This is a genomic window from Serratia sp. 14-2641, from assembly GCF_001692375.1.
Classification (GTDB): Bacteria; Pseudomonadota; Gammaproteobacteria; order Enterobacterales; family Enterobacteriaceae; genus Chania; species Chania fonticola_C.
Window position 1 is genome coordinate 90,942 of the sequence record NZ_LXKR01000101.1, and the last position, 11,465, is coordinate 102,406.

The following is an 11,465-nucleotide window of genomic DNA, read 5'->3' on the forward strand; positions in this document are numbered from 1 at the left end:
TATAGCTTGATGAAGTGGATAGCGGCTCCAGGCCTTACTGCATCACACCCTTGAATGCCGGCGTTTGGGCACCGTAATCGTTGATCGTCCGATAGGAAATCGTGCTGCCTGCATCGGCGGGGAGCGCCACATTGGTCGATCCCATAGGCGATACCATGGTGTTTGCCAACTGCCGAGTGCCAGCGTTCAACTCGCTCAGCGTGATGAAATAAGGGGTAGGATTGACGATCGTCAACTCTTTGCCGCTACGTTTAAAGCGCAGCTGCTCCGGTGCCTTGTCTGGCGCAATACTCAGCCCATTGGGGCGATAAAACAGTTTGATACGGCTGGTAATAGCCAATTGCAGGGTGTTCTCATCCTGGCGTGATTTGTCCAGTGAGGGGATCGCTTTGACGTTAACCCAGAACAGGCTTTCCCGATCCTTCGGCAAGCTTTGATTAGTCGCATCAATAATGCGCAGCGTGTTCTCTTTTTTTCCCTGCATCAAATATAACGGTGGCGTAATAATCAGCCGACCATCTTTTTGGCCATCAGCGTTTTCTACCCAGGATTGGATCAGATAGGTACTTTTCTCATCGTTATTGCTGACGCCCAAAGTCACCTGCTTCTGATCGGCAGGATAGATCACTCGAGTCGCGCCCAGGCCGACTCCGGCGTTTGCCATGCCAACATGCCCCGCCGCCAACAGCAGCAGCACGGACATCACCTTTCCAACCTTCGAAATTGTTCTCACATTTACCTCGTCCATCAGGATCTGACTTCCATAACACTGCGCGGCCAAGGGCCAAGCATTCGCAGCGCTATTACTTTTCATCTTGCGGCCAAGGCCTACTGATAAGTCAGTGCGAACCAGGCCTGAGCGTTAGCCAAACCATTGTTCACCGGCTGTCCGGTGGCGCGGTATTTCGCTACGAAATGCAGGATCACCGGCCCCTCTTGCAACGGCACCCAGTACCGCGGCGCAGTATTGAGTGGAATAAATCGGCCTCTGTCGTCGAACAACGCCACGGCTACGCCAGAGGCGACACCTGGCCCTTCACCAACAGAAAGCACCTGCGGATTATTGCTGTCTGCCATGCCATGGAACATGACTCCCACGTTACGGCTGACCGCGGTAGTGCAGTTCTGCAGATGTAAATCAAAGGGGACTGGATCGGCCTCATCGCCAGGCATACGAAACCGGTCGGTGGTGATATTCCCCATCGATACCGTCAAGTTGCGATCTCCGGCTTCCACCGAGCAGGTTTCAGCGATCACTTCACCCTGAAAGCGCATCAGGCCACCGAGAGGTTGTTCCTCCCAACGATCGTCAGCAACGACCTTCCCCGCCAACAGCAGGGTTAGCAGGAGTCCCGCTCCCATTCTCCACATCACACACTCCTTGCCTCCGGTAGCTGAAAATCAGGCCTCCCTGGCCTGTAATCATCATCCTTGATAAGCTAATTCAGCTTACTGATACTGCACCTTGAAGGTCGCATCAGCGTTGGCAATACCGGCAGTGGCTACGCCGGTCGCGATATAACGAGCCTGGAATGGAACAATAACGGTGCCATCAGCGAGCGTAGTAGCCGCACTGAAGGTAGCGCCATCAACCGCTAACGCAGTACCGGTGCGATCAAGGATCTGAACGCCGACGTTACTTGCATTACCAGCCGCAGAGCCTTGCAGGGCCAGCGCAGTAGGATAGGTGGCGTTAACCGCTGTGCCGCTGAAAGCGACAGCTGCCTGGGTAGCAACGGTAGAATCACAATCATTCAGTTGGATGTTGAACCCGGTAGCGGAGCTAACATCACCAGCGGTAGCCAGTGAAGTCGTTTTAACCTGCCCCAATTGCACTGTCTGGCCAATAGAACCGGCATCCACGGCACAGGCCGCATTAACAACTTCCCCTTTAAAATGGATAGGGCCACCGTTGACGGTAGTAACCGTTGCCGCATTAGCGACGCCAGCCAGAGAAAGAACTGCGGCAATACCAGCAACCAGTGATTTGATTTTCATACTATTTTCCTTTGAACACATAATGTTTCATAACCATGAAAAAGTGTGGAGGTCGATTCCCCTGGCGGGCAACCGCACAGACTTCATTTCTACTCACGGCCGGACCTCCCTATTCCGTTCAGTTTTCGCCAGCAACATGAGACATTTGGGGCTATTTTGTCGCACCCTATAAAAAAACGGTAAATACATAAACATTGAATTAATCGACTATTTTTTATTATTTAATTTTTAAAATAAGAAATTAAATGCTTTGCCATTTCCGGGGTAATGTGATTTTAGGTGTTTTGGGGTTTTGCAACAGCGGGCTGGTGTAATGGCCAAGATTTAGGGGGTGGGGATAGCGATTTGCGGAGGCAAAAATATAACTTTATTTTTCAGTTAGATAGATCTCGATCAAGGAATATTCTAATACAGGGCATTGCAAATTCTTATCTTTCGTTTAAGAATTAGGAACAGTTTAGCCCCAATTGTTCCATCTTGCGCCTGATTATTTACCAATAAATCCTTTATAACCAATCCGTTACGATCCCACATCCCGACAAAGCGCGCCGCGTTGCTGGCGGTATAGCGGACGGTATGCCTGATGTTACGATGCCCCAGATAATCCTGAATCAAACGAGTATCGGTGCCCCTTTCCGCCAGTTCATAGCCGCAGGCATGGCGCAGCATATGGGGATGCGTGTGGGTAGCGGTACCCGCCATTTCCCCAGCCTGACGGATAATGCGCCAAGCCTGACCACGCGATAGCTGAGTACCACGCTGGGAGATAAAAACAATCTGTGGATCCACAGCAGGCTTCCACTGCGCCCTGACCTGGTTCCACTCCATAATCGCCTTGCATTCATCACTCATCAGAGGATGAACGGTAGAGAATCCATTCTTAAGCCGGCGTATATTTATCCGTCCTTCAATCATTTCCAGGTCATGATAACGCAAGTTCAACAACTCGCTGATACGAAACCCATGGCGGAAGGCAAGCAGGATAAGGCAACTGTCCCGTACCCCGGTCTGTTTATTCCGGGCTGCACTCATCAGGTTGTTAACTTCGGTGAGAGTGAGAAATTTACGTTGTGCCACAAAAAACTCCTATTGCAATTAGACTGGATATTACTCGCTCAAGAATTAATAAAATCTGTCGCTGACAGATTGTTTAAAGCATAGCCTATTGTGGTGAATGATTACCAAATAAAAATAGCTTTACTCACCCGCAGGCTAAAACTAAAAAAACAACAAGACCATAAAAATTCAACGGGTTATTTTCCACACCTTACAAGCCTAAGATTTATCTCATCAAAAGGGTGTTTTTTAAGCAAAGCCAGAGCCAGCCTGCCACTTCAAGCCCAAACTAGGTTTTCTCCTAATCACCCTGCTAGACAAAAATTAGCTAAATAGAATTTTAAATTTTGTAATAAGATGAAAATGCCGTCACGCTATTTTGCTAATCAATTGTTCACCATGTTATTTTTAACCAGCCAGAATGTCACATAGCCTTAGCGATAATACATTCGCTAAAGATGCGTACCTGGTTTATTGATTGGGAAGTTCAGATAAAGGGAAGGCAAACAAGCGGTAATAAAAAAACCGCCCGCCAGGCAATCGTGGAACAAGTCAGAAACGGCAGGGGACGTCACCCCGCAAAACGCAGGCTGACGTATTCAGGGGAGAACGTTAAAGAATATCCACGTTAATCACTGCCGAGCCGCGGAAAGCCCCTCCCGCCAGATTACCGTTAACCTTCAATACCGAAGAGATAGGCACGGCAATCGTTTGGTTGGCCGCGATCTTTTCAAGGCTACCGACATTGGCTGGCTGGTCACGCACAAGCACATCCGCCGCCAGTGAACCATCCGTGCGCAGCTTGATACCGCTAGAGGTGTAGCCGACCAGCGTGACTTTAACCGTAGCGCTGGAAGTGCAACGAACGTACAAATCTGAGCTTTTTTTCAAACCCGGCACGCTTTTGGCCTGAATATCTCCATAACTGATGTCTACCGAGCTGCCAACCAGTGAACAGGCGGGACCGGGCGGTGGCTGAGGTTTCCAGCCATCACCTGTTCCTGACAGAAATACAAGCGAAACACTCACATTACTACCATCTGGAGGGCGGCTATTAATTTCTCTACCCAGCCCGTAGAAATACAATTCGTCAGCACCAAGAGTGATAGAAATAGGTAATCGTCCAGCCAAAGCTTCAGCGCAACTGCCACTGGCCACACCCGGCCCCGAAGTAATCATTCGCTGTTTAAGCCCGGAAGTAGTGCTAAATAACGCATAAAAATAGATTGTTTTGCCTGTTTTACAGATGGTTGTAAAGTCGCTGAGACCATCGGGTTGTGGTCGAATGGTCATCTGTTTCGGCCCTGTCCAACTCACATCGATACCGTTAGCGAAACCGCATGCAGGCATCAACAGGCCAACGATCACGGCAGTTTTTTTAAGCAGTGCTGTCCCTATTAACTTCATCTCTGTTCCTTATTGCTCTGCGCTATTGCTGATTTGCCTCTTCACGGAGGCCTAGCGGCGTCAGTCCTTAGTCATAGGTCAATGCAAAGGTCATGCTGGCACTGAAAGGACCACGATTAATGGTTCGGTTGGTAATCGCGTCTGGCTCACCTTGCACATAGGCCATCATGCGCAGATAGTTGTCCCCTGCCGCTAACGGGTAACGATAGGGGCCTAACTGGTTCAATGGCAAAGGAGCGCCATTTTCTGACTCAATACCAATACCAATGCCCGATGCCTGGCTAGAGGCATCCAGCGCCAGTAATCCCGGCAAGGCGGGATTTTCCACTCCGGTGAACGTGACCTGCACCGATTTGCCTAGCGTCAGATCGCAGTTGCTCAGGTGCAGTTTGAACTCCCAACTGGTAGTTCTTTGATTGTGATACAGCTGTTTGTCGATCACCGTACCAAAATCCAGTTGGATGGTTTCCTCACCCGGCGGGATGATGCAAGGTTCCGCCACCAGCGTGCCATGTAAGCGCATGTTTGCCGCCAGAACGCCCTGGCTCAGTGCAAGCAGAGCGACGGTGGCACAGAGATATCTCAGTATTTGCCGCATATCGGCTCCTTATTGGTAATCCGCAAGCAGCGTTGCCGTGACTTCAAACGTCCCGTCTGTCAGTTCGGTGCCCGGTTTTTTAACCGGCACGGCTTCTAACAACGGTGGATTGAGCGGGTCAACAGCGATAGGCGTACCGAGCTCAAACGGCTCGCCGTTCTGGTAAATTTTGATGCCCAGATTGGCAATGTTGGTCTGTAGTGTTGCTGGCTCAAAGGCGGCGACCGGGCCGAGCAGCGTCAGCACCATGCTCCAGGCTGGTCCCGCCGTACAGTCCAGCACGTAATCAACCTGTCGGCGGTGCTTCACCCCATCCACGCTCTTGACGCCGATCCGGTCAAAAGGCACATCAATGTCTTTGTCGTTATTCACCAGACAAGGGGGCGGCTCAATCAACGTACCGCTAAAGCTCATGTTTTCCGCCGCTTGCGACGGGCTTATGGCCAGCAGAGCAAACGATAGCAATAGTGACATCCCTGCAACCGATCTCATTCCTTTCTCCCGTTTCACTGGTAGTCGACCACCATCGTGGCTGCCGACGTAAAGTAGCCAGCGGTCAGGGTGCTCCCTGGGCGCTTCACTAAAGTGGCAAACAGCTTTGGCTGATCCGGCAACGTGAAATTCAGCCAGCTATTCACTGGCATTACCTGGCTGTCACTCGATAAGGCAATCCCCAGATCGCCCTTCGAGGTTTGCAGAGCGCCGGCGAAACCGGCACCCATGCCCTGGATCTGCATTTTTAACGCGTTGGTGTTACCTGCCGAGCATTCCAACGTGTAAGGCACCGGCTGGCGGTAGTTGATGCCATCAACCCGGGTCGTCATCACCTCGTTGGTAAAATCCACCGTGATGGTTTGATCCCCGTTAATCACGCAGGGCGGCGGCAGTAAAATATTGCCCGAGATAGTCAGGTTGGACGTCGCAGCAACCGCTGATGACATGCCCAAAACCAGTATTAAACCTGCAAATCCCATCGACGTTTTCCACGGCATAGTTCACCTCAGTTGCGCGTTGACTATGAGTTACGTTTGCCAGGTTCTGCCTGACAGGTATCACCCGCACAGCGGAAAATAAGTTCTGGGCGGCCACCGAAGTCATTCACGTAGGTCAGCACCGGCGCACTACCTAAAGCACTGACGCTGGCGCCTAGCGGTGCATGGGATTTAGGGGGGACCATCAACGGCACAAACCCTTTGGCGCTCTGGCCACCTTTAGTGGTGCTAGCCTCAACGATGGTGATGTAATACGGCGTCGGGTTGTTGACCACATAGCGATCGCCTTGGCGCGTCAACGTCATTTTTTCCTGCCACGGCGTACTCATCTGTTCCTTAGTCGGTTCAATCGCCTGTGGGCGGTAGAACAGTTTAATGCGTGTCTGCAACGCAATTTGCAGCGTGTTCGGCTTGTCGCTGCGCGGTGGAATTTCACGCAGGTTGAAATAAAACAGCGATTCACGATCCTGTGGTAATTGCTGCAATGCAGGCAGCCCCTGCACTTTCACCTGGCTTTTGGCACCAGACTCAATACGCTGCACCGGAGGCAGAACGATCAGCGGGCTGGTGATCTTATTGCCCTGCTCATCCTCAATCCACCCCTGGGCCAGATAAGGCAGGTGTTTGTTTTCATTGCTGACGTTCATGCTGACAGACTTGTTGGAAGCGTTATAAATCACCCGGGTACGATCCAGGGCAATCGCCGCATTGGCCTGCGAGGTAAAGATGGCCAGCAGCAGTGCGCCAGCGGTTAATAAATGTGTGGTCGTTAATTTCATCAGTCTTTTTCCGTTCAGCTTCTGTTTTCCGTTTCCGGATTTTCCCCTGCGGCGATTGGCCGACAAGGCAGCAGTAAATTCTGTGTCCCATGTTGTGGGATATGCGTTGGCAGCGTTATTTCGCACTGGGTGATGCCATTCCAATGGGTGGTCATCTTGGCCCCGGGCTGAATACCACTCAGATAAACGCTACCGTCATCGTTGATAATGCCGACGTCCCGTTTCTTGCTATTTTGTACCGTGGCACCGAAAGGCGGTGATGACCCATCGGCCAGACGAACCACCGCCATCGCTTTTTCACCGGCCACCACTTCAAAACGCCGTAAACCAATCGCCCCTTCGGTCAATGTCGCTTGCTGCACCGAGCTGAGCGCTTCGGTCTTGTCATCCAGCGCGTTCAGATCGATGCTGACCTGGTTGCGGTAGTAGCTGTTGAGATCGGACACCACGGCTTTACCAAAGCGGTTGGATAAGGTGGTGGCACCATAGCCACGCACAGGAACGCCTGCGACTCCATCGGTATCCAATAAAATGCGCGTTCCGCCAGGCATGCCAATCCGATGCATGGCCACGCCCTCCCCGGTCGCCGTCACCCCACCTTGCAACAACAGGCCCATGGAACTGGAGCGTCCAGCTTGATAACCCGCGTTGGCACTCACCTGCGCGTCGTTGCCCAAGTGGGTGTAGTAACCGCTGGCAACCGCGCCTTGGCGGGCACTACCTGCACTGATCTGATAGGAGTCGGCATCATTCACGCGGCCGAAATAGCCCACCTGGTGAGTATTTTCATTGCGATCCCATGACCCGCTGTAACTGATGGAACCAGAGTGGCCCCAGGGAATGGTGATCGCCAGATACATGCCGTCGTCGTTGGTGCCGTTAAATTTGTTGCGATAGGCGGTCAACGAGAGGTTAAGATCCTTGAACTTGCCCAGATCGAAGTATCTCGCCAGCGACAGGTTGTAATGATCGTTGGCACTGTCATTCCAATAGGTCTGGTGGCTGTAATTGATAAAAGTGCTCAGGCCCAGCTCGACAAACTGCTTATTGAACGTAACGGTGTACATCTCCTTGCTGCTCTGGGTGCGGTAACCGGTAGTCCGTGCGTCCAAAAATTCGCTCATGTTCATAAAGTTGCGTTCGGAGAAGCGATAGCCAGCGAACGTCACCTGGCTGTCATAATCGTCAAAACGTTTGGAATAACTGAGGCGGTAAGAGTTACCAAACAACGAGCTCTCCTGCGGCAAATTAGCCCGGGATTGGGTGACATCGAACGACAGTGCGCCCAGCATCATCAGATCGCGGCCAACCCCCAACGCCAACGCGTTATAGTCGTCGCTCCCCACGCCGCCACCGTACAGTGACCAGCCGTTGCTAACCCCCCAGGAGAATTCGCCGGTGGAGAACAGTGGCCCGGTGACGTTATGTTTCCAATCGGTCGGCCGGCCAGCCGCGAGTTTATAGCGCAACGAACCTGGACGGGTCAGATAGGGGATGCTGGCGGTGTTTACGGCGAATTCCTGCACGCTGCCATCCTGTTCCTCGACGCGAACCTGCAGCTGGCCGGAAACCGCATCATTCAAATCCTGAATGCGGTACGGGCCTGGCGCGACCTGAGTTTCATACAACACCCGTCCCTGCTGGCTAATAGTCACCTTGGCATTGCTTTTGGCAACGCCACTCACTTCCGGGGCATAGCCGCGCAGGTTAGGTGGCAGCATGTTGTCATCGGTATTGAGCGTAACGCCGGTGAAACGGAAGCTGTCGAAAATATCTGAATTAAGAAAATTCTCTCCGAGCGTCAGGCGGGCAAGCAGCTTGGGCAAGGCGCGATAGGCGTAATAACGGCTCCAATCCAGGCTATTTTCGCCGTTGGTGCCAGACTGATTGCGCATCTGCAACTGCCAATCCGCCCGAAGACGCCAAGGGCCAAAGTTGGCCCCAGTGGTCCCATTACCACTCAGGCTATAGGCCTGATCCTGGTGCTGCTGGCGCGTGGTCAGGAAGTTCAGGTTATAGTCAAACAACGCACCGGTAATGCCGTTGTCCCAACGGGAAGGCGGATCCCAATTTTCAGAACTGTATTCAAGATAGGCTTGTGGCACGCTGAGCTGCAGGGACGAAGTCGCCAGGTCGCCCTGAACCGTCAATCCTGGAATGCTTTGCAGATCGATACACTGCCCATCGTCTTCCCAGACAATGTCCTTGAGCACGCTGTCTCTCAGGCCAAACAGCTCTATCAATTCAGGCGTCAGGCAAGGTTCGCTGCTTTTAGGATCTGCTTTAGATGGCGCGAAGGTGATTGAACGCTCCGCTATTTGCTGCCGGTTGAGAAACACCGCCATGGTGTAAGTCCCTGGCATAATATAGCCGCCACGGGAGAAATGACTGAGATCGAGATTTTCCCGATCTTTAATATCCAACACATCGGTATTGAACTGGATATCCTCTGCGGCATGCGTAAGATAAACCGGGCTTCCCAGCGATAAAGCAATACAGACCCACAATCCGCGCAGCCGGAAAGTAGAATTCGCAACAGGTTTGGCCATCGATAAAAATTCCGTTTATCAGTAATAATCCATTTTGAAACGCACGGTGGAACGGTACTCACCGGCTCGCAGTATTTGGTGATTCGGCAACAGGTTTATGGTGTATTGCAGCAGCTTATCTCCGGAGCTTAACTCTGCCAGGGGCATAGCTACGCCGGGTAATGCGATGTTGCCTGATTGGTCTTTGATCTGTAGCCCAACGCCTTGGGCCTCGCCTTCAATACCCAGCAAGGCGCCATCCTTCAAACCATCAAAGGTCACGCGGAATGCCTGCCAATCGGGCATCGTGGGATCGAAGCGTGGCAAGGTGCAGTTAATTAAGCGAATGACAAAAGGTTTAGCGATACCTTGCCCATCATGAGCAATCTGTGACGCAGGAACGGTGATCATCTCAATCACTTGCTCACGGCTGCTCATCTCAATGGCGCAGGCAGTTTCAATAATACTGCCTTCCATGACGACACGGCCCCGTCCCAAAAACGTATCCGCCGCTGCGGTTACGCTAAACAGAGCGCAGAGCAGGCAACTCGCCACGATATATTCCATTTTGTTCACGCTGTTAATTCCCTTCGACACCATGACCTTAAGAATAAACATGCGGGTTTCCCCGCATGTGTGACCGTTTAACCGGTTAAAACTTACTGATAAGCCAGGGTAAAGGTAGTGGTGGTGCTGAAGTCGCCTGGGACGATTTTTGCAGCAGTTTTACCGTCAACACCCATGTCGCCCTGCAGGTAAGCAGAGAAGTTCAGGATGTTGGTTTGATCCTGGATGCTCTGTGGAGCAGTTGGTTGACCCAGTTTGATCAGCGTGCCGCTACCGTCGGTGATAGCCAGGCTAGCGCCACGAGCAGTACCGGTGATGCCCAGCAGATCGGCGTTACCCGCAGATGTTGGGCCTGTGAAGGTGGTGGTTACCGATTTAAGGGTAGATGCATCACAGTTTTCCAGGTGGATGTAGAAGTTTTCAGGGGTAGATTTACCACCGTCTTTCAACGCCACGTTAGCGATCTGGCCCATTGGGATACGCTGGTTGTCATCGCCTGGGGCGATAGAGCAAGGTGCGTCAATGATGGAACCGTAGAATTCGATTGTGCCGTGGCCCGCGTCCTGTGCAGCATTGGCAGCAGAAACAAAACCCAAAGCGATTGCGGCAACTGTGAATTTGTTCAGTTTCATTATTTCTATTCCTTTATAGATTGATTGATATAAACGACTAATTAACCATCCATGTCAAACATGGTCTGGGGACTGCAAAAAACATGAGGCGACCGCCCATTACCCAATAGGGATACGCTTCATTTTTTATACTTCCGGTACTCAAGGTTGGTTATAACGGTCAACCTTCCACACTGGTACCGTAATAGACCCGCAAGGTCTTATATAACCCTATCTTATTGGCACAACCAATTTTCTTCATAACGGACACGCGATGACTGCTGACCGTTTTAATATTAATCCCTAAAATCGCACCGATCATTTTTGGCGTGTAACCGCGAAAAAGATAATAACAAATCCGTTTTTCTCTGTTGCTTAACGCAGCCAAGGTCCCTTTAGGGATAAACTTGTCGCGTTTTGCCCATGTTGTATTTGGTGAATCGGCAATTTGTTTCAGCAGTGCATTAGAGCACTCATTGGTCGCAATAAAAACAACCCGGTCTCTGTAGCGTTGCTCAACGCTTAGCGACAATATATTCAATAACGCAGTACTGGCAATCACTACCATCAACGTTCGGCTTTTCTTTTCACGTATCATTTCGCTAATCAGCAATGCACTACGTGCCGAACCATCCGATATCGAATGTTCAAAGGCAATATGACTATGCTGTTGCTGCAACTTAAGCAAGCTACATCTGATACCTTGTAAAAAGTAGCTATTATTGCTGGAGATATGGAATGAAATCTCACTTATATCTTCACTGTGATAGTCGAAATCATATTCACCCACACCGTACCCGTCGTCCATAACGCTACCAAACTTATCGCCAAATCCATATCGACTATCGTACATCTGCTTCCCGCCACTATCGCTGAAAAGTTGGATGCATGTTAGCGACCGACTCCAAAATGCCATAATCAATTCATAT

At 51.2% G+C, this 11,465-nt stretch carries 13 protein-coding genes; all 13 read right to left on the reverse strand.

The genetic code is table 11. The annotated features are described in order from the left end of the window. Positions 1 to 34 precede the first annotated feature (34 nt). The 13 genes from A6U95_RS28690 to A6U95_RS28750 all read right to left on the reverse strand — a co-directional run bounded on the left by A6U95_RS28690 (position 35) and on the right by A6U95_RS28750 (position 11,389). Positions 35 to 703 (reverse strand): fimbria/pilus periplasmic chaperone, encoded by a 669-nt coding sequence (locus A6U95_RS28690; protein WP_065686983.1) that lies wholly within the window; start codon positions 701 to 703, stop codon positions 35 to 37. A 125-nt stretch (positions 704 to 828) separates the two neighbouring features. Further along, the gene (locus A6U95_RS28695) at positions 829 to 1,371 is read right to left on the reverse strand and encodes a fimbrial protein (protein ID WP_065686984.1); all 543 of its coding nucleotides are present in this window, start codon (positions 1,369 to 1,371) and stop codon (positions 829 to 831) included. 78 nt (positions 1,372 to 1,449) lie between these two features. Beyond that, a complete protein-coding gene (gene fimA / locus A6U95_RS28700) occupies positions 1,450 to 1,998 on the reverse strand; it encodes a type 1 fimbrial major subunit FimA (protein ID WP_065686985.1) in 549 nt (182 codons plus the stop codon). 405 nt (positions 1,999 to 2,403) lie between these two features. After that, positions 2,404 to 3,075: a tyrosine-type DNA invertase gene (locus tag A6U95_RS28705; protein ID WP_083196485.1), complete on the reverse strand. Its 672-nt coding sequence runs from the start codon at positions 3,073 to 3,075 to the stop codon at positions 2,404 to 2,406. A 591-nt stretch (positions 3,076 to 3,666) separates the two neighbouring features. Further along, entirely contained in the window at positions 3,667 to 4,461 is a 795-nt protein-coding gene (locus A6U95_RS28710) for a hypothetical protein (RefSeq protein ID WP_065686986.1), read from the reverse strand. A 67-nt stretch (positions 4,462 to 4,528) separates the two neighbouring features. Next, on the reverse strand, positions 4,529 to 5,059 hold the full coding sequence (locus A6U95_RS28715; protein ID WP_065686987.1) for a fimbrial protein: 531 nt from the start codon (positions 5,057 to 5,059) through the stop codon (positions 4,529 to 4,531). A 9-nt stretch (positions 5,060 to 5,068) separates the two neighbouring features. Continuing rightward, entirely contained in the window at positions 5,069 to 5,551 is a 483-nt protein-coding gene (locus A6U95_RS28720) for a fimbrial protein (RefSeq protein ID WP_241810734.1), read from the reverse strand. A gap of 14 nt (positions 5,552 to 5,565) precedes the next feature. Beyond that, positions 5,566 to 6,000: a fimbrial protein gene (locus A6U95_RS28725; RefSeq protein WP_083196496.1), complete on the reverse strand. Its 435-nt coding sequence runs from the start codon at positions 5,998 to 6,000 to the stop codon at positions 5,566 to 5,568. A gap of 74 nt (positions 6,001 to 6,074) precedes the next feature. Beyond that, positions 6,075 to 6,830, reverse strand: a complete 756-nt coding sequence (locus A6U95_RS28730) for a fimbria/pilus periplasmic chaperone (protein WP_065686990.1) — start codon at positions 6,828 to 6,830, stop codon at positions 6,075 to 6,077. Between the two features lie 14 nt (positions 6,831 to 6,844). Beyond that, on the reverse strand, positions 6,845 to 9,379 hold the full coding sequence (locus tag A6U95_RS28735) for an outer membrane usher protein (RefSeq protein WP_065686991.1): 2,535 nt from the start codon (positions 9,377 to 9,379) through the stop codon (positions 6,845 to 6,847). An 18-nt stretch (positions 9,380 to 9,397) separates the two neighbouring features. After that, entirely contained in the window at positions 9,398 to 9,976 is a 579-nt protein-coding gene (locus A6U95_RS28740) for a fimbrial protein (protein WP_237657444.1), read from the reverse strand. Positions 9,977 to 10,017: 41 nt separating this feature from the next. After that, positions 10,018 to 10,557: a fimbrial protein gene (locus A6U95_RS28745; protein ID WP_065686992.1), complete on the reverse strand. Its 540-nt coding sequence runs from the start codon at positions 10,555 to 10,557 to the stop codon at positions 10,018 to 10,020. Positions 10,558 to 10,717: 160 nt separating this feature from the next. Next, positions 10,718 to 11,389: a helix-turn-helix transcriptional regulator gene (locus tag A6U95_RS28750; protein WP_065686993.1), complete on the reverse strand. Its 672-nt coding sequence runs from the start codon at positions 11,387 to 11,389 to the stop codon at positions 10,718 to 10,720. Between the last annotated feature and the right edge of the window lie 76 nt (positions 11,390 to 11,465).

Excerpts from the sequence above, each read along its gene's own strand:
- A6U95_RS28690 (WP_065686983.1), bottom strand. The coding sequence starts at position 703 with ATGTCCGTGCTGCTGCTGTTGGCGGCGGGGCATGTTGGCATGGCAAAC.
- A6U95_RS28740 (WP_237657444.1), bottom strand. The coding sequence starts at position 9,976 with ATGTTTATTCTTAAGGTCATGGTGTCGAAGGGAATTAACAGCGTGAAC.
- A6U95_RS28715 (WP_065686987.1), bottom strand. The coding sequence starts at position 5,059 with ATGCGGCAAATACTGAGATATCTCTGTGCCACCGTCGCTCTGCTTGCA.
- A6U95_RS28710 (WP_065686986.1), bottom strand. The coding sequence starts at position 4,461 with ATGAAGTTAATAGGGACAGCACTGCTTAAAAAAACTGCCGTGATCGTT.
- A6U95_RS28720 (WP_241810734.1), bottom strand. The coding sequence starts at position 5,551 with ATGAGATCGGTTGCAGGGATGTCACTATTGCTATCGTTTGCTCTGCTG.
- A6U95_RS28750 (WP_065686993.1), bottom strand. The coding sequence starts at position 11,389 with ATGTACGATAGTCGATATGGATTTGGCGATAAGTTTGGTAGCGTTATG.
- A6U95_RS28730 (WP_065686990.1), bottom strand. The coding sequence starts at position 6,830 with ATGAAATTAACGACCACACATTTATTAACCGCTGGCGCACTGCTGCTG.
- A6U95_RS28695 (WP_065686984.1), bottom strand. The coding sequence starts at position 1,371 with ATGTGGAGAATGGGAGCGGGACTCCTGCTAACCCTGCTGTTGGCGGGG.
- A6U95_RS28725 (WP_083196496.1), bottom strand. The coding sequence starts at position 6,000 with ATGTCATCAGCGGTTGCTGCGACGTCCAACCTGACTATCTCGGGCAAT.
- A6U95_RS28745 (WP_065686992.1), bottom strand. The coding sequence starts at position 10,557 with ATGAAACTGAACAAATTCACAGTTGCCGCAATCGCTTTGGGTTTTGTT.
- fimA (WP_065686985.1), bottom strand. The coding sequence starts at position 1,998 with ATGAAAATCAAATCACTGGTTGCTGGTATTGCCGCAGTTCTTTCTCTG.
- A6U95_RS28735 (WP_065686991.1), bottom strand. The coding sequence starts at position 9,379 with ATGGCCAAACCTGTTGCGAATTCTACTTTCCGGCTGCGCGGATTGTGG.